15 protein-coding genes are annotated in these 17,149 nt (G+C 73.3%); 9 read left to right on the top strand and 6 right to left on the bottom strand.

Annotated elements, in window-relative coordinates; translation table 11 throughout:
* Positions 1-9 precede the first annotated feature (9 nt).
* Positions 10-474, top strand: coding sequence for an Lrp/AsnC family transcriptional regulator (locus KBY32_RS20325; RefSeq protein WP_055623597.1), 465 nt, complete (start codon positions 10-12; stop codon positions 472-474).
* A 99-nt stretch (positions 475-573) separates the two neighbouring features.
* Here the strand turns inward: KBY32_RS20325 and KBY32_RS20320 are convergent, their stop codons facing one another.
* Positions 574-1,209 carry a TetR family transcriptional regulator gene (locus tag KBY32_RS20320; protein ID WP_055623596.1) on the bottom strand — a complete coding sequence of 212 codons (636 nt, stop codon included), beginning with the start codon at positions 1,207-1,209 and terminating at the stop codon, positions 574-576.
* Between the two features lie 134 nt (positions 1,210-1,343).
* On the opposite strand from KBY32_RS20320, the gene KBY32_RS20315 reads away from it, so the two are divergent.
* From KBY32_RS20315 to KBY32_RS20305, 3 genes are all read left to right on the top strand, one after another.
* Positions 1,344-2,081, top strand: a complete 738-nt coding sequence (locus tag KBY32_RS20315; RefSeq protein WP_210981082.1) for a VOC family protein — start codon at positions 1,344-1,346, stop codon at positions 2,079-2,081.
* A gap of 213 nt (positions 2,082-2,294) precedes the next feature.
* Entirely contained in the window at positions 2,295-4,646 is a 2,352-nt protein-coding gene (locus KBY32_RS20310; protein WP_210981081.1) for a PQQ-binding-like beta-propeller repeat protein, read from the top strand.
* A 109-nt stretch (positions 4,647-4,755) separates the two neighbouring features.
* Complete coding sequence (locus KBY32_RS20305) at positions 4,756-5,271, top strand: hypothetical protein (RefSeq protein ID WP_210981080.1); 516 nt, start codon at positions 4,756-4,758, stop codon at positions 5,269-5,271.
* 6 nt (positions 5,272-5,277) lie between these two features.
* Here the strand turns inward: KBY32_RS20305 and KBY32_RS20300 are convergent, their stop codons facing one another.
* Genes KBY32_RS20300 through KBY32_RS20290 form a run of 3 tightly spaced genes read right to left on the bottom strand, consistent with a single transcriptional unit; the run spans position 5,278 to position 7,625 of the window.
* A complete protein-coding gene (locus KBY32_RS20300; protein ID WP_210981079.1) occupies positions 5,278-6,048 on the bottom strand; it encodes an enoyl-CoA hydratase/isomerase family protein in 771 nt (256 codons plus the stop codon).
* Positions 6,045-6,461, bottom strand: coding sequence for a Zn-ribbon domain-containing OB-fold protein (locus tag KBY32_RS20295; RefSeq protein ID WP_055623591.1), 417 nt, complete (start codon positions 6,459-6,461; stop codon positions 6,045-6,047). The genes KBY32_RS20300 and KBY32_RS20295 overlap by 4 nt, the downstream gene beginning before the upstream one ends.
* A 6-nt stretch (positions 6,462-6,467) precedes the next feature.
* The gene (locus KBY32_RS20290) at positions 6,468-7,625 is read right to left on the bottom strand and encodes a lipid-transfer protein (RefSeq protein WP_210981078.1); all 1,158 of its coding nucleotides are present in this window, start codon (positions 7,623-7,625) and stop codon (positions 6,468-6,470) included.
* A gap of 95 nt (positions 7,626-7,720) precedes the next feature.
* Here KBY32_RS20290 and KBY32_RS20285 point away from each other — a divergent pair, with 95 nt between their 5' ends.
* Positions 7,721-9,298, top strand: coding sequence for a FadD3 family acyl-CoA ligase (locus KBY32_RS20285; RefSeq protein ID WP_308293770.1), 1,578 nt, complete (start codon positions 7,721-7,723; stop codon positions 9,296-9,298).
* Positions 9,299-9,361: 63 nt separating this feature from the next.
* On the opposite strand, the gene KBY32_RS20280 is transcribed toward KBY32_RS20285, so the two are convergent.
* Both KBY32_RS20280 and KBY32_RS20275 read right to left on the bottom strand, forming a co-directional pair.
* Positions 9,362-9,571, bottom strand: a complete 210-nt coding sequence (locus tag KBY32_RS20280; protein WP_210981077.1) for a hypothetical protein — start codon at positions 9,569-9,571, stop codon at positions 9,362-9,364.
* Between the two features lie 198 nt (positions 9,572-9,769).
* Complete coding sequence (locus tag KBY32_RS20275; protein ID WP_210981076.1) at positions 9,770-12,730, bottom strand: BTAD domain-containing putative transcriptional regulator; 2,961 nt, start codon at positions 12,728-12,730, stop codon at positions 9,770-9,772.
* A 184-nt stretch (positions 12,731-12,914) separates the two neighbouring features.
* Between KBY32_RS20275 and KBY32_RS20270 the strand changes: the two genes are divergently transcribed.
* From KBY32_RS20270 to KBY32_RS20255, 4 genes are all read left to right on the top strand, one after another.
* Positions 12,915-14,159 (top strand): amidohydrolase family protein, encoded by a 1,245-nt coding sequence (locus KBY32_RS20270; protein ID WP_210981075.1) that lies wholly within the window; start codon positions 12,915-12,917, stop codon positions 14,157-14,159.
* 5 nt (positions 14,160-14,164) lie between these two features.
* Complete coding sequence (locus KBY32_RS20265) at positions 14,165-15,082, top strand: TIGR03619 family F420-dependent LLM class oxidoreductase (RefSeq protein WP_210981234.1); 918 nt, start codon at positions 14,165-14,167, stop codon at positions 15,080-15,082.
* Positions 15,083-15,093: 11 nt separating this feature from the next.
* Positions 15,094-15,864, top strand: a complete 771-nt coding sequence (locus KBY32_RS20260; RefSeq protein ID WP_210981074.1) for an SDR family NAD(P)-dependent oxidoreductase — start codon at positions 15,094-15,096, stop codon at positions 15,862-15,864.
* A 117-nt stretch (positions 15,865-15,981) separates the two neighbouring features.
* On the top strand, positions 15,982-17,100 hold the full coding sequence (locus KBY32_RS20255) for an LLM class flavin-dependent oxidoreductase (protein WP_210981073.1): 1,119 nt from the start codon (positions 15,982-15,984) through the stop codon (positions 17,098-17,100).
* Positions 17,101-17,149: the final 49 nt, after the last annotated feature.

Genomic DNA, 17,149 nt, shown 5'->3' with positions numbered 1-17,149 from the left:
GATCCGCCCATGGACGACGTGGACAGACGCATCCTCGCCGAGCTGCAGCAGGACGGCCGGCTCACCGTGACGGAGCTGGCCGCCCGGGTGGGGCTCAGTGTCTCGCCGTGCCATCGGCGGCTGCGCGAGCTGGAGCGGTCCGGCGCCATCGGCGGATACCGGGCCGTGGTGGACCCGGCCGCCGTCGGGCTGGCCTTCGAGGCGCTGGTCTTCGTCTCCATGCGGCAGGAGGACCGGGACACCGTCGCCGGGTTCGAGCGGGCGCTCGGCGAGGTGGAGGAGGTGCTGGAGGCGCAGCGGCTGTTCGGGGAGCCCGACTATCTGCTGCGGGTCGTCGCCGCCGATCTCGCCGCCTACCAGCGGCTGTACGACGAGCGGCTGGCCACGCTGCCGGGGGTGCAGCGGCTGACGTCGACGCTGGTGATGAAGCACGTGGTGAAGGACCGGCCGCTGCCGGGCCGGACCGGGCCGTGACGCACGGCAGGCGGTGGCCCACCCGGGTGGACCACCGCCTGCCAGACAGGACTTGGGGGGGCTATCCGGCGGAGGGCCGCCCCGCCGGACGCCCGGGCGTCACTTCGTCGGCTTCCTGCCGGTCACGCCCAGGTGCACCAACAGGGCCAGATTGGGCTTGAGTTCGGCCTGCTTGACGCCCCAGGTCTGGAAGCCCTTCTGGTGCGAGGCCACCGCGGCGAGCATCGCGACGAGCGATCCGGCGATGGCGGCGGGGTTGACGTCCTTGTCGACCTTGCCCTTCGCCTGGAGCTGGGTCACCGCGTCCGCGAGGGAGTTGTTGACCGAGTTCAGGATCTTCATGCGGATCTTGTAGAAGCGCTTGTCGCCCTCGGACGCGCCGAGGTCGACGACCCGCAGGATCGCGTCGTTGCGGCGCCAGAAGTCCAGGAAGCCGTCGACGAGTTCCTGCGCGGTCTGCCAGCCGGCCTTCCCCGTCCAGCTGCGGCCCTCGACCAGCTCGGTCAACTCCGCGCCCTCGGTGGCCATTTGCTCGGCGATCTCCAGGACGGCGCCCTCGACGTCCGGGAAGTACTGGTAGAAGGTGGCGGGAGAAGTGCCCGCCTTCCGGGCGACATCGATGACTTTGACGTCCCGGTACGGGGAAGAGCTGAGCATCTCGCTGAGGCAGTCGAGCAGCTTCTGCCGGGTCGCCTGCCCACGCCGGCCGGCCACGCGGCCGTCGACGGTACGCACTTGTCCTGTCATGTCGTCAGCTTACCGAGGCGGCATCGGGGCGCGATTCGGCCGACTGCAAATGGGGTGCACCGGGGTGCGAGGGGTGGTGTGCCTGGTCTGCGCGGTGCGCGCGGGGCCGTTACGTTGGCGGTATGGCCGAAAACAGGGCATCCGCAGACGGAACGGATCAGGTGGAGGGCGTTCCGTGCTGGGTGGACGCGCAGATCCCCGACGTGGAAGCGGGCAGGCGGTTCTACGGCGAGCTCTTCGGCTGGGCCTTCGAGGAGGCGTACGACTCCGCCGTATGGGCCCTGCTGGACGGTGACCGGGTGGCCGCGCTGACGCCGAAGACGGACGGGCGGATGCCCAGCGTGTGGACGGTGTACTTCGCGACCCCGGACGCCCGGGCGCTGGCCGGGCGGATCCGGCAGGCGGGCGGCCAGGTGGTCACCTCGCCCGTGGAGGTGGGGGAGGGGCTCGGCACGGCCGCGCTGGTCACCGACCCCGAGGGCGCCGTGTTCGGGCTGTGGGAGGCGGGCTCGCACCCCGGGTTCGGGCGCCGGCACGAGCCGGGGACGTTCGCGTGGGCGGAGCTGTACGCCCGGGACACCGAGGCCGCCAACACCTTCTACGGCGGGCTCTTCCACGACGCCCTGTTCGGCCCCGGCGCCGAGCCGGACTTCGGGCGGGCGGCGGTCGGGGAGGTCTTCGCGGAGATGATGCCGCCCCACTTCGTCGTGCACTTCCGCGTCGAGGACTGTGCGCGCGCCCTCTCGCGCGTGAGCGGCCTCGGCGGGCGGGTGCAGGTCCCGCCCTTCGAGACGTCGTACGGCACGGTCGCCGTCGTCACCGACAATCAGGGGGCGTCGTTCGGCCTTCTGGAGCGCTGAGCGGGGCGTCCCGGCAGGTGAGAGGGGCCAATCGCCCCTCTCGATGTACTGGTTTGTACCGAGACACCCCTTTTTGAACCCGGGTTCGCCACCGGGCGCTCGGACAGGAAGAATCGGGGTGCGTGCCGCCGCGGCGGTGCGGTGGTGAGACGCTGCACGGGGTCACGTACATATGTGGGTGCACGGGGCCCGTACGGGGAGGTGGCAGGCAGAGTGGTGGATCAGCTGACGCAGCACGATCCGCGCAGGATCGGGCCGTTCGAGGTGCTCGGGCGGCTGGGCGCCGGCGGCATGGGGCTGGTCTATCTCGCGCGGTCGGCCTCGGGCCGGCGGGTGGCGATCAAGACCGTCCGCACGGAGCTCGCCGAGGACCAGCTCTTCCGCGTCCGCTTCACGCGCGAGGTGGAGGCGGCCCGGGCGGTCTCCGGCTTCTACACGGCCGCGGTGGTCGACGCCGACCCGCGTGCCGCCGTGCCGTGGCTGGCCACCGCGTACGTCCCCGCGCCCTCCCTCGAGGAGATAGTGAACGAGTGCGGGCCGCTCCCGGCCCAGGCGGTGCGCTGGCTGGCGGCCGGTGTGGCGGAGGCCCTCCAGTCGATCCACGGCGCCGGACTCGTCCACCGCGACCTCAAGCCGTCCAACGTGCTCGTCGTCGAGGACGGGCCGCGCGTCATCGACTTCGGTATCGCGTCCGGCGTGTCGAACACACGTCTGACCATGACCAACGTCGCCGTCGGCACCCCCGCCTACATGTCCCCGGAGCAGGCGAAGGACTCCCGCAGCGTCACCGGCGCCAGCGACGTCTTCTCGCTGGGCTCGATGCTGGTGTTCGCCGCCACCGGGCACCCGCCCTTCCACGGCGCCAACCCGGTCGAGACCGTCTTCATGCTGCTGCGCGAGGGCCCGGACCTGGAGGGCCTGCCCGACGAGCTGCGCCCCCTCATCGAGTCCTGTATGCAGATGGACCCGACGGCCCGGCCCAACCCGGCCGACCTCCAGGCCCAGCTCGCCCCGCACCTCTTCGGCTCCGGCACCGACGACAGCGGCACCGCCTCCGCCTGGCTGCCCGAGCGGGCCGTCAGCCTGATCGAGACGCGCCGCGGCGGCCGCCCCGCCCCCAAGCCCGCGCCCGCCTCGGGCCGCAGCGCCGGACGCAACGTCCCCGCGCCCGTGCCGCCCCCGCCGCCGCACGACCCGGTCGTCCCGGCGCCCCAGCCGGTCCCGGTCGGCGCCCCCGACACCGGCCCGGTCCATCTGGCCGGCGCCGCCGTCCCGATCGGCCCCGGCCCCCGGGTCGCCGACGCCCGCGCCGCCGCGATGAAGGCGCCGCCCGCCGAGTCCGCCCTGGTCGCCTCCTGGTCCAAGCCCCGCCCCGGCGTCAACGGCGCCGACCCCGCCCTCCCGGCCGCGCCCGCGGCCCCCGCCGAGGGCCCGGGCGGCTGGCGCCCCTGGCGCTTCCGCATGTCGAACGACGTCTGGGGCACCCCCGCCGTCGCCGGCGACCTCGTCTACGTCACCTCCTTCGAGGTGCACGCCCTCGACGTGGCCACCGGCCGGCGCCGCTTCAAGACCCGGGACGTCGCCTGGTCCATGGCGGTCGCCGACGGACGCATCCACGCCTCGGACGGCCCCACCCTCTTCGCCCTGGACTGCAGGGAGGGTGCCGACCTGTGGCGGCTCCAGACGGACGCCTGGGTGTACTCCCTGAAGGCCGAGCGGGGCACGGTCCTCACCGGCACCCGCGGCGGCGGCGTCCAGGCCTGGGAGGCGTCGAACGGCCAGAAGCTCTGGGAGATCACCGGCGCGCAGACCGACTTCGAGACCCCGGAGGCGGGCCCCGCGCTGTTCGACGGCAGCGCGTACGTCTGGCAGGACGCCCGGCTGCGCGCCCTGGACGCCCGCACCGGCGACGAGCGCTGGTCGTACCCGATCGGCGACGCCGCCTCCTGCGGCGGGGTGCCGGTACGGGTGGCCCGCGCCCACGACGGCTTCGTGTACGTCTCGGCCGGCACCCGGGTGCTCGCCCTCGACGCGATCGGCGGGCACGTCCGCTGGCACTTCGAGGCCCCGGCGGTCTTCCTGTGCCCGCCGGCCTTCGTACCGGGTCCCGCGGTGACCGGCGGCGGTGTGTACCTCGCCGACTACCTCGGCACGGTGTACGCGCTGGACGCCACCGACGGCCGCGACCGCTGGCGCATCGCCACCGAGGCCCGCTCCTCGACCGAGCCGGTGCTGGTGGCCGCGGGCCATGTCCACGTCGGCAGCGGCAAGGGCCTGTACACCCTGGACGCCGTCACCGGGACGCCCAAGTGGCGCTTCCAGGCGGGCGGCGACATCGTGGGCGCGCCCGCGGTGGCGGAGGGCCGTATCCACTTCGGCTCCACCGACCATCTGCTCTACACGCTCAAGGCCGACGACGGCCGGCTGCGCTGGAAGCTCGCCACCGGCGGCGAGATCACCGGCTCCCCGGTGGTCCGCGACGGCGTGGTGTACGCGTGCAGCAAGGACCGCTGCGTCTACGCGCTGGACGCGGAGAAAGGCACTGGAACCGCCCGTACCGCATAGGGGTCTTCACGGGTCCTGCACGGGCCGTCACGCCGAGTGAGCGCTTTCTGGCGCTCACCGACTGCTACCGTGACGTGCTCACGCTCAAATTCAACGGGGGTTGACACCAGTGAAGCTTCGCCATGTCCGCGCGGTGGCCGTGTTCGTCGGAGTCGTCGTCGCACTGACCGGGGCCCGGCACTCCAGCGGCGGCGGCTGCAGCGGCTCGGACTCGTCCAGCAGCTCCTCGTCGAGCTCCGGCGGCAGCGGGGGCGGCAGCACCCACTACGACGACGATGACGACTACGACACCGGGTCCACCTCGGGCGGCGGTGCGCAGACCAGCGAGGGCCCGGACGCCGCGGAGACCGATGACGTCGACATCGTCCGCTGTGAGAACGACCCGGAGCGCGGGCTCGGCGCCCGGGTGAGCGCCACCAACAGCGACGCGCTGCGGACGTACTCGTACACGTTCACCGTCACGTTCAAGGACGCCGGGGGCGGGGAGCTGGACAAGCAGACCTCCGGCATCCTGACCGTCGAGCCGGGCGCCACCGAGTCGGTCGACGTCACGGCCCGCACGCAGGCCACCGGCAGCGGCACCTGCGTGCTGGGCGAGGCCCTGCGCATGGCCGACTCGTACTAAGGGCTGTCACCGGGTTCTGAACGCGCGGCTCCGGGTGCGGAACAGCTCCTCCTGCCGCTCGCCCGGCAGATTGCCGAGCGCGATGAGATGCGGGGCCTGCGCGAAGGCGCGGTCGAGGGCGGCCTCCCGGGCCGCCCACAGCGCCCGCACGGTGCCCTGCACACCCTCCGGCGGATACCCGGCGATCACCGCCGCGCGCTCGACGGCCACGGGCAACGCCTCACCGGGGGCGGTGAGTTCGGAGACCAGCCCGATCTCATGGGCCCGCCGCGCGCCCAGCCGTTCCGCGGAGCCCATCAGCGCCATCCGGGCAGCCTCCCCGTACGGCATGCGCAGCGCCATCAGTATGGACTCGTAGGCGCTGACCATGCCGTACGTGGTGTGCGGGTCGAAGAAGGCGGCGGTCGGGTCGGCGACGAGGAAGTCGCTCTCGCCGAGCAGATAGAAGGCACCCCCGCAGGCCATGCCCCGCACGGCGGCGATCACCGGCTTCCACAGGTCGTTGGACTTGGGTCCGGCCCGCAGCAGCGGATCGTCCGTCATATAGGGGGAGTCGGGCTGCGGCACCACGGTGTCCCGGTCCAGGCCGGTGCAGAACGCCCGCTCCCCGGCGCCGGTCAGGACGACGGCCCGGACGGTGTCGTCGAACCGCATCCGCCGCCAGGCGGCGACCAGTTCGTCCCGCGTCGCCAGGTCGAGCGCGTTGAGCCGCCCGGGCCGGTCCAGGGTGACCACGGCGACCCCGGTGTCCTTGTCGACGCGCACGTCCAGGCTCATGGCCGCTCCAGCGTCCAGCGCGGCAGCCCCGTCCCGTCGAACACCGCCCGGACCCGGGCGCCGATACGGATCAGCTCCGGCGGCACGGAGTTCAGGGCCGCGCCGGGACCGGCGACGACGTTGCCGACGAGCCGGATCCGGGGCGCGTCGGCGAGCGCGACGACCACCACGTTGTACGGCGCCAGCTCCGCGTAGTCCGGCAGCAGGGGCGGGTGGGGGACGACGTACGACCAGATCCGCCCGTGTCCGCTCATGAGGCGCCACTCGCTCGCGAAGGACTGGCAGTGCGGGCAGCAGGGCCGGGGCGGGAAGCGGGGCTCGGCGCAGGCGCCGCAGGTCTGCACGCGCAGCTCGCCCCGGGCGGCGTACTCCCAGAAGGGGGCGCCGTCGGCGTCGGTGACGGGGGACAGCATCAGCGGTCAACTCCTCAGGAGCAGCGCGGAGGTGGGGACGCCCTCGCCCGCGGTGACGAGGCAGGTGGCGGCGCCGGGGACCTGCGCGGTGCTGGTGCCGCGCAACTGCTTGACGCCCTCGGTGATCAGGTTGAAGCCGTGGACGTACGCCTCGCTGAGGCCGCCGCCGCCCGTGTTCAGCGGCAGCCGTCCGCCGGTCTCCAGGGCGCCGCCCTCGGTGAACGCCCCGCCCTCGCCCCGCGCGCAGAACCCGTACCCCTCCAGGGAGAGCGGCACGAGCGCGGTGAACGCGTCGTAGATCTGGGCGACGTCCACGTCCTCGGGGGTGAGGTCGGCGTGCTTCCACAGATGCCGGGCGGCCGTCCAGGCGGGGCCGGTGAGCGGGTCGTCGTTCCAGTAGTTGACCATGCCGTGGTGCTGGGCGGGCAGGCCCTGCGCGGCCGCGTGCACGTACACGGGGGCCCGCCGGCAGTCGCGGGCGCGCTCACGGCCGACGATCACACAGGCGAGGGCGCCGTCGGTCTCCAGGCAGTTGTCGTACAGGCACAGGGGCTCGCTGATCCAGCGCGAGGTCATGTACATCTCGCGGGTCAGCGGGCGGTCGTACATGATCGCGGCCGGGTTCTGGTTGGCGCGGTTGCGGCAGGCGAGGGCCACGTTGAAGAGGTGGTCGCGGGTGGCGCCGTACTCGTGCATGTAGCGGCGGGCGAGCATGGCGATCTCGTCGACCGGGCGCAACAGGCCGTACGGCCGGGTCCACTGGGCCGGGGTGGGCAGCTGCGCGGTCGTGTTCCGCCAGGGCCGGGGGCCGCTGCCGCGTTTCCGGGACCGCCAGGCGACACCCACCGACGCCTGCCCGGTGGCGACGGCGGCGGCCAGATGCGCGACGGTGGCGCAGGAACCGCCGCCGCCGTAGCCGACCCTGCCGAAGTAGGTGAGGTCGCCGAGGCCGACGGCCTTCGCCAGCTCGACCTCGTCGGTCTCCTCCATCGTGTACGAGGCCAGCGCGTCGACCTCGCCGGGCGCGATCCCGGCGTCGTCGAGCGCGGCGAGCACGGCGCGGCAGGCGAGGGTCCGCTCGTCGTCCGCGAGGTGCCGGGCGAAGGGGGTCTGCCCGATGCCGACGATCGCCGTGGCGTCCTTGAGGCCGGTGCCTGACGTCATGCGGTGCGCACCTCCGCGTGCCGGAACGACTGCTGACAGTCCGTCAGATTACAGCTAATCTGACGGTCGGTCAGCTAGTGGTGCGGGAGGCCGTGGTGGACGGTGACGTGGAGTGGGGCAGCGTTCCGGAACTCGTACGGGCCGCCGCCGCCCGGTACGCGGACACCGAGGCCGTCGTGGAGGGCCGCACCCGGATCACCTACGCCGAGCTCGGCGCCCGTGTCGAGCGGGCGGCCGCCGCCTGCCTCGCCGCGGGCGTCCGGCCCGGCGACCGGGTCGCCCTGTGGGCCCCCAACTCGCCCGCCTGGATCGTGGCCGCGCTCGGCGCCGTCTCGGCGGGCGCGGTGCTGGTGCCGCTGAACACCCGCTTCAAGGGCGCCGAGGCGGCCGACGTGCTGCGCAGAAGCGGCGCCCGGCTGCTGTTCGTCACGGGCACCTTCCTCGGCACCTCGTACGTGGCCTCGCTGCGCCGCGCGCTCGCCGGGGGGCCGGGGTCGCCCGCGCTGGAGCAGGTCGTCGTGCTCGCGGAGGACGCCCCCGCGGACTACCGCACCTGGAAGGACTTCCTCGCGGGCGGCGACACCGTGAGCGCGGCACGGGTGCGGGCGTGCGCGGCGGCCGTCGAGGGCTCCTGGCCCTCGGACATCGTGTTCACGTCCGGGACGACCGGCCGCCCCAAGGGCGTGGTGATCACCCACGCGCAGACCCTGCGGGCCTACGCGGTCTGGAGCGACCTGGCGGGCCTGCGGCACGGCGACCGCTACCTGATCGTGAACCCCTTCTTCCACACCTTCGGCTACAAGGCCGGGGTGATCGCCTGCCTGATGCGGGGCGCCACGATGATCCCGCAGCCGGTGTTCGACGTGGAGACGGCCCTCGCCAACATCGCGTCCGAACGCGTCTCGGTGCTGCCGGGCCCGCCGACCCTGCACCAGTCGCTCCTCGACCACCCGGCCCGCGACAGCCACGACCTGTCCGCGCTGCGCCTGGTGGTGACCGGCGCGGCGGTCGTCCCGCTCCGGCTGGTGGAACGGCTGCGCGGCGAACTGGGCGTGGAGACGGTCCTCACCGCCTACGGGCTCTCCGAGGCCGGGGGCCTGGTCACGATGTGCCGGCGCGGCGACGACCCCTCGGTGATCGCGACGACGTCCGGCCGGGCGATCCCCGGCACCGAGGTCCGGGTGGAGGCCCCGCCCGGCGAGCCCGGCGAGGTCCTGGTGCGCGGCTTCAACGTGATGCGCGGCTACTACGAGGACACGGCGGCGACGGCCGAGGTGCTGACCGCCGACGGCTGGCTGCGGACCGGGGACGTCGGCGTGCTCGACGCGGCGGGCAATCTGCGGATCACCGACCGGCTGAAGGACATGTTCATCGTCGGCGGCTTCAACGCCTACCCGGCGGAGATCGAGCGGACCCTCGGGCTGCACCCGCAGGTGGCGGACGTCGCCGTGATCGGCGTCCCGGACGCGCGGCTCGGCGAGGTCGGCAAGGCGTTCGTGGTCCGCCGGCCGGGAGCCGTGCTCACCGGCGACGACCTCATCGCCTGGGCGCGGCGGGAGATGGCGAACTACAAGGTGCCGCGGCGGGTGGAGTTCGTGACGGGGCTGCCGCGGAACGCGAGCGGGAAGGTCGTCAAGGCGGCGCTGCGGGACGCGGACCCCGCGCCCGGCTGACGCCGACGACCGCGACGGCTCCCCCTCCGCACCGCCGCGGTCGCCCTCCGGGCCGGGTACCGGTCAGGCCTGCTCGGAACCGGCGTGGTTCTCGTCGGTCTTCAGGATGTCCTGGCCGATGCTGCCGGCGTGGTTCTCCAGGGGCTTGATGGTCTCGCCCTCGGCGACGCTGCCGGCGTGGTTCTCGGCAGGCTTGGCCGTGGAGCCGTCCCCCGGGCTGCCGGCGTGGTTCTCCAGCGTCCTGATCTTCTGCTTCTGCGCTTCGTCGCTCATCGTCCGAACTTTCTGTTGACTGACAGCGGATGGTCCGTCCGGCGACTCCCCCGCGGGTCGCCGGACGGACCATTTCAAGGCCGATCACCTTAGTGGTGCGACCGAGTGCCGAGCCGTCTGCCCCCCGACGCAACGGATCAGCACTCATGAGCATGGCGGCCCTCGATAAACAAACGATGAACGCGACTCGTGACGCCCCTAGGCCACGGCCGCGGGCGTGAGCAGAGCGCGGACCTGTTCGGCCTCCGCGGCGCCCGCCTCCTCGTGGATGCTCAGGGCCTCGCGCCAGCAGGCCCTCGCGCGGTCCGTCTGCCCGATCTGCTGCAGGGCCCGCCCCAACGTGGTCAGCACGTTCGCACGCATCCAGTCACCGCCGATCACCCGGAGCGCGAGAGCCCGTTCCGCGTGCTGCGCGGCCATGGCGGGGCGTCCGCCCGCCATGTACGCCTCGGCCATACGGAAGTTGGCGGTTCCCTCCCACAGCCGCTGGCGGTTCTCCTGGAAGAGCCGCAGTGCCTCCTCGAGCTCCTTGAGCGCCTCGGCGTGGCGGCCCGCCGCCGTGAGGGCGATGCCGAGGGCCAGCCGGCCGTTGGCCAGACGCACGGTCAGTCCCAGCTGGTCGTAGATGGACACGCCGCGCCGGGCGAGCTCCACCGCGCTGGTGGTCCGGCCGAGGCTCACCTGGATACGCGAGAGGTTGCACAGAGCGCTCGCCTCCCCCGGGAGGTTCCCGTCCGTGCGGTAGTTGGCGATGGCCTCCTGGAGGTGCCGTTCGCCGTCGTCGTGACGCCCCTGGTAGAAGGCGATGATGCCCCGGTCGTTGGGGGCCCAGGAGCAGGGCGCGAGATCACCGGCCGCCTGCGCGAGGAGCGTGGCCTGCCGGGCCTCCTCGTCGGCCTGCGCGAACCGGTCCGACACCATCAGGGCGTTGGTCAGCGCGGTACGCGCCCGCCCCTCGGCGTGCCCGTCGCCCGCGGTCCGGGCGAGATCACGTGCGGCCACCGCGGTCGCCTCGTACTGGTGCGAGTTCGCTCCGGACTCGGCCAGGTCCTTGGCGACCCACAGCAGATCGACGGCCCGCCGGAGCCTCCCGCCCCCGGCACCCTGCCGTACGCAGGCCAGAAGGCACTCCGACTCGGTGTACAGCCAGTCGACCGCCGACTTGGCGTCGGTGAAGGTCAGCCCGGGATACTCGGTTGCCTCCAGGTGATCGACCAGACGGTCACCGGGGCGTTCGATGGCGTAGACCCGGGCGGCGGTCGCCAGATAGAAGTCCAGCAGCCGCGACAGCGCCGCCTCCCGTTCCCCCGGCGGGTGCTCGTCGCGTTCCGCGCAGGAGCGGGCGTAGAGGCGGACCAGGTCGTGGAAGCGGTAGCGGCCCGGCGCCGCCGACTCCAGCAGGGACATGTCGACCAGCGGCTCCAGCAGGTCCTCGGCGTCCTCCACCGGTAGGTCCAGCACCGCCGCGGCCGCCGCCAGCGAGATGTCGGGGCCGTCCGCGAGGCCCAGCAGCCGGAACGCGCGGGCCTGCGCGGGCTCCAGCGCGCCGTACCCCAGCTCGAACGTCGCCTTCACCGCGAGGTCCCCGGCCTGCAGCTCGTCCAGCCGGCGCCGCTCGTCGGCGAGCTTCGCGGCGAGCGAGGACACCGTCCAGGTGCGCCGCGCCGCCAGCCGGGACGCCGCGATCCGGATGGCCAGCGGCAGGAAGCCGCACGCCGCGACCACGTCCAGCGCGGCCTCCCGCTCGGCCGCCACCCGCTCCTGGCCGACGATCTTCGTGAAGAGGGCCAGCGCCTCCTCCGGCGACATCACGTCCAGGTCGACGAGGTGGGCGCCCGCGAGGTCCACCATGCGCACCCGGGACGTCACCAGCGCCGCGCACCCGTCCGTGCCCGGCAGCAGCGGCCGTACCTGGGCGGCGTCCCGCGCGTTGTCCAGCAGCACCAGGACCCGCCGGCCGTCCAGCACCGACCGGTACAGCGCCGCGCGCTCCTCCAGCGAGTCGGGGATCGCGGTGTCCGCGGTGCCGAGCGCCCGCAGGAAGGAGCCCAGCACGGTCTCCGGCTCGGCGGCGCGCGGACCGGCGCCCTGGAGGTCGACGTAGAGCTGCCCGTCGGGGAAGGCGGCCCGCGCCTGATGGGCGACGTGCACCGCCAGCGTCGTCTTGCCCACCCCGCCGATGCCGGCCAGCGCCGACACCGCCATCACCCGGCCCTCGGCCGAGGACAGCACCTCGCTCAGCTCGGAGACGAACGCCGACCGGCCGGTGAAGTCCGGCACGGTGGCCGGGAGCTGGGCCGGGCGCACCGGCGCCGCCGCCGGTTCGGCCGCCGGGGACGACGGCTCGGCGAGCGCCGGGTCCGCCCGGAGGATGCGCTGCTGCAGCTCCTTCAGACCGGGCCGCGGGTCCACGCCCAGCTCGTCCGCGAGCAGCCGCCGGGTGTCGGCGTACACCGCGAGGGCCTCCGCCTGCCGGCCGCTGCGGTACAGCGCGAGCATCAGCAGCTCCCGCAGCCGCTCGCGCAGCGGGTGCGCGGCGGTCAGCGCGGTCAGCTCGGAGACGGCCTCCGCGTGGCAGCCCTGCTCCAGGTCCATGTCGAGCCGCGCCTCCAGGAGCTGCAGCCGCCACTCCTCGAGCCGGACCCGCTGGGCCTCCGCGTACGGGCCGGGCACCCCGGCCAGCGCCTCGCCGTCCCACAGCGCCAGCGCCCGCCCCAGCAGCTCCCGCGCCCGGCACAGATCCCCGGCGGCCCGCGCCTTCTCGCCGTCGGCGGCGAGCTCCTGCGCCCGCGCCAGGTCCAGCGCGCCCTCGCCGAGCCCGCGGATCGCGTAGCCGCCGGACTCGCTGACCAGGACCTCGGCGCCCAGCGCCTTGCGCAGCCGCGAGGCGTAGGTGCGGACCGCGGCGAGCGCCTGCGAGGGCGGTTCCTCGCCCCACAGGGCGTCGATCAGCTCCGCCGCGGTCGCCGTGCGCCCCTCGCGCAGCAACAGGGCCGCCAGCAGCGCGCGTTGCTGTGGCGAGCCGGTGGGGAGGGGCTCCTCGCCGCGCCAGGCGCGCACCGGGCCGAGCACGCCGAAGCGCAGGGCCGTCACCGGCGCCGCCGCATCCGCCGAGGAGCCGGGACGCCTCTGCTCCGGCACTCGCGGTTCCCCGTCCATCGCCGTCTCCCTCAGACCGTTTACAACTCCGTCAGTTTGCCTTGTTCCGGCCGATGCGTCAGCCGTGGAGCGGGTGTTGGCGGCCGGGCGCGCGGGATGTCACACGGTCCACACGCACCCTTCGCACGGCCGACCCCCACCGGCGTAGCTGACGGGTCGTCAGATCGGCGCTACGGTGGCCGACATGGACACCGAGACGACGTTCCCGCCGATCATCTCCGTGGACGACCACACGGTCGAACCCCCCACCGTCTGGCAGGACCGGCTCCCGAAGAAGCACCGGGACACCGGCCCGCGCATCGTGCGCGCCCCGCTGAAGGACATGACCTTCCTGGGCGGCCGGTTCAAACCCGTCATGGGCCGCCCCGGCGACGACGGCCCCGTCGGCGACTGGTGGGTGTACGAGGACCTGCACCGCCCCCTCACCCGCCTCGACACCGCCGTCGGCTACGACCGCGACGAGATCAGACTCGAGGTCATCACCTACGAGCAGATGCGCCCGGGCTCCTACGACGTCCCCGCCCGCCTCGCCGACATGGACGTCAACCATGTCCAGTCCGCGCTCTGCTTCCCGACTTTCCCGCGCTTCTGCGGCCAGACCTTCACCGAGGCCGCCGACCGCGCACTGGCCCTGCTGTGCGTGCGGGCCTACAACGACTGGATGGTGGGGGAGTGGTGCGGCCCCGAGGCGCGGGGCCGGCTGATCCCCCTCACCCTCATCCCGCTCTGGGACGCCGAACTCGCCGCCGCCGAGGTCCGCCGCAACGCCGCCCGGGGCGTCCGCGCCGTCGCCTTCTCCGAGATACCCCCGCACCTCGGCCTGCCCTCCGTGCACACCGACGACTGGGACCCCTTCCTCGCCGCCTGCGACGAGACCGGCACGGTCGTCGCCATGCACATCGGCTCCAGCAGCCGGATGCCCTCCACCTCCGCCGACGCCCCGCCCGCCGTCGGCTCCACCATCACCTTCGCCAACTGCTGCTTCTCGATGGTCGACTGGCTGATGAGCGGCAAGTTCGAGCGCTTCCCGAACCTCAGGGTGATGTACGCCGAGGGCCAGATCGGCTGGATCCCCTACATCCTGGAGCGCGCCGACGTCGTCTGGGAGGAGAACCGCGCCTGGGGCGGCGTCGCCGACAAGGTGCACCGCCCGCCGTCCGAGCTGTTCGCCGAGCACGTCTACGGCTGCTTCTTCGACGACGCCTTCGGCCTGCGCAACCTCGACGCCATCGGCGTCGGCAACGTCCTGTACGAGACGGACTACCCGCACTCCGACTCCACCTGGCCGAAGTCCCGCGAGGTCGGCGAGGCCCAGATGGGGCACCTGGACGCCGAGGTCGTCGAGCGGATCGTCCGGGGCAACGCCATCGAGCTGCTCGGCCTGACCGGCGACGGGCTGTGGCCGGGGCCGGGCGGCGGTGCCCGGTGAGCGGCCTGCGCTACGGCCTCCAGCTCCCCGTCCAGTCGCAGAGCACGCTCTACGCGGAGCCCTGGGAGGCCGCCGCCGGACCGGACGACCTGGTCGCCGTCGCCCGCGCGGCCGACCGCGCCGGATTCGCGTACATCGCGAGCTGCGACCACGTCGGCGTCCCGCGCCGCCTCGCCGCCGCGATGAGCACCATCTGGTACGACCCGGTCGCCACCCTCGCCTTCCTCGCCGCCGCGACGGAGCGGACCCTGCTGCTCAGCCATGTCGCCGTCGTCGGACTGCGGCACCCCCTGCTGTCCGCCAAGCAGTACGCCACCCTCGACCACCTCAGCGGCGGCCGGCTGATCCTCGGCGTCGGCGCCGGGCATGTGCGCGAGGAGTTCGACGTGCTGGGCGTGGACTTCGCGCGCCGGGGCGCCGTCCTCGACGAGTCGATCGACGCCCTGCGCGCGGCGCTCGGGCCGGACGAGTTCCCCGAACACCACGGCAAGCGGTACGACTTCGCCGGACTCGGGCAGCGTCCGCGGCCCGCGCAGGAGCACGTCCCGGTGTGGGTGGGCGGGTCCTCGCCCGCCGCCGTGCGCAGGGCCGCGCTCAAGGGCGACGGCTGGCTGCCGCAGGGCGATCCGCGCGACCGGCTCCCCGCGCAGATCGCCCGCATCCACCGGCTGAGGGAGGAGGCGGGCGTCGAGGGCCCCTTCACCGTGGGCGCCATCGCCGAGCCGCTGTACGTGGGCACGCCCGCCTGGGACGTCGGCCGCCGCACGCTGAGCGGGCCGCCGCAGGCGCTCGCCGAGTCGCTGCGGGCCTACCGGGCGATGGGCGTGCACCAGGTCCAGGTGCGGCTGCGCAGCCGCGGCCGGGCCGAGCTGGAGGACCAGATCGCCGCCTTCGGGGCCGAGGTCGCCCCGTGTCTCGACTGAGGGGGAGCGCCATGGGCAGGCTGGACGGCCGGGTCGTGATCGTCACCGGCGCGGCACGCGGCCAGGGGGAGCAGGAGGCGCGGCTCTTCCGGGCCGAGGGCGCCGAGGTGCTCCTCGCCGATGTGCTGGACGACCGGGGGGAGGCGCTGGCGAAGGAACTGGGCGCCCGCTACACCCACCTGGACGTCGGCGAGGAGGAGGACTGGCAGGCGGCGGTGGCAACCGCGAAGGCCGCGTACGGGCATGTCGACGGCCTGGTCAACAACGCCGGCATCCTGCGCTTCAACGCCCTCGTGGACACCCCGCTGGAGGAGTTCATGGAGGTCGTGCGGGTCAACCAGACCGGCTGCTTCCTGGGCGTGCGGACCGTGGCGCCCGAGCTGGCGGACGGCGGCACGATCGTGAACACCGCCTCCTACACGGGCCTGACCGGCATGGTGGGTGTGGGCGCCTACGCGGCCAGCAAGCACGCCGTCCTCGGCCTCACCCGGGTCGCCGCGCTGGAGCTGGCGTCCCGCGGCATCCGCGTCAACGCGATCTGCCCGGGGGCCGTCGACACCGCGATGGCGAACCCCGCCCGGCTGGACCCGGACGCCGACCCGGAGCGGTCCGCCCGCGCGCTCGACGGCTTCTACCGGAAGCTGGTGCCGCTGGGCCGGATCGGGCGGCCCGAGGAGGTCGCGCGGCTCGCGCTGTTCCTGACGTCGGCGGACTCCTCGTACATCACCGGGCAGCCCTTCGTGATCGACGGCGGCTGGCTGGCCGGAGTGAGCGTGATCTGACGCGCCGTCATGTCTTGACGGTCCACGCGGGCGGTGCCACAGTCGGCCGCACAAGAATCTGACGGATCGTCAGATAAAACCAGGTCGTCGGATGAGACCAGGGGACGGTGAACCGCCTTGGAATTCGGGCTCTTCGTACAGGGATACGTCGGCAGGCGCGCCGAGACCGACCCGCTCGCCGAGCACAAGGCGCTCATGGAGGAGACCGAGTACGTCATCCAGGCGGACCGGTCCGGGTTCAAGTACGCCTGGGCCTCCGAGCACCACTTCCTGGAGGAGTACTCGCATCTGTCCGCCAACGACGTGTTCCTGGGCTACCTGGCGCACGCCACCGAGCGCATCCACCTCGGGTCGGGCATCTTCAACCCGCTCGCCCAGGTCAACCACCCCGTGAAGGTCGCCGAGAAGGTCGCCATGCTCGACCATCTCACCGGGAACCGCTTCGAGTTCGGCAGCGGGCGCGGCGCCGGCTCGCACGAGATCCTCGGATTCATTCCCGGCGTGACCGACATGAACCACACGAAGGAGATCTGGGAGGAGACCATCGCGGAGTTCCCCAAGATGTGGCTCCAGGACGAGTACGCCGGCTTCCAGGGCAAGCACTGGTCCCTCCCGCCGCGCAAGATCCTGCCCAAGCCGTACGGGAAGTCGCACCCCGCGATGTGGTACGCGGCCGGGTCGCCGCCGTCGTACGCCATGGCCGCCCGCAAGGGGCTGGGGGTGCTCGGCTTCAGCGTGCAGAAGGTCTCCGACATGGAGTGGGTGCTCGAGCAGTACAAGCGCGCGATCGTGGACGCCGAGCCGATCGGGGACTTCGTCAACGACAACGTGATGGTGACGACCACCGCCATCTGCGCGCCCACGCACGAGGAGGCGGTGCGCGTCGCGGTCGACGGCGGGCTGCACTATCTGCCCTCGCTGGTCTTCCGGTACCACGACACCTTCCCGCGCCCCGAGGGCTTCCCCGAGTGGCCCGAGACACTGCCGCCGTACACCGCCGAGTTCGTGGAGCTGCTCATCGAGGAGGAGCTGCTGATCTGCGGCGACCCGGACGAGGTGCTCACCCAGTGCAAGCGGTGGGAGCAGGCCGGGGCGGACCAGCTGAGCTTCGGGCTGCCGGTGGGGGTGCCCAAGGAGGAGACCTTGCGGACGATCCGGCTGATCGGGGAGCACGTGATTCCGAAGATCGACACGGATCCCGTGCATCGGACGACGCGGTTCCGGAGGGGTGCCTGATCGCGGTGGGCGGCCGCGGGTGCGTGGGGGGCGCCCGCGCCTCTTGACG

The sequence above is a fragment of the Streptomyces sp. RK62 genome (assembly GCF_018070255.1).
Classification (GTDB): domain Bacteria; phylum Actinomycetota; class Actinomycetes; order Streptomycetales; family Streptomycetaceae; genus Streptomyces; species Streptomyces nigra.
Note: the sequence above shows the minus strand (reverse complement) of the source record. Positions and strands in the feature narration are given on the sequence as shown.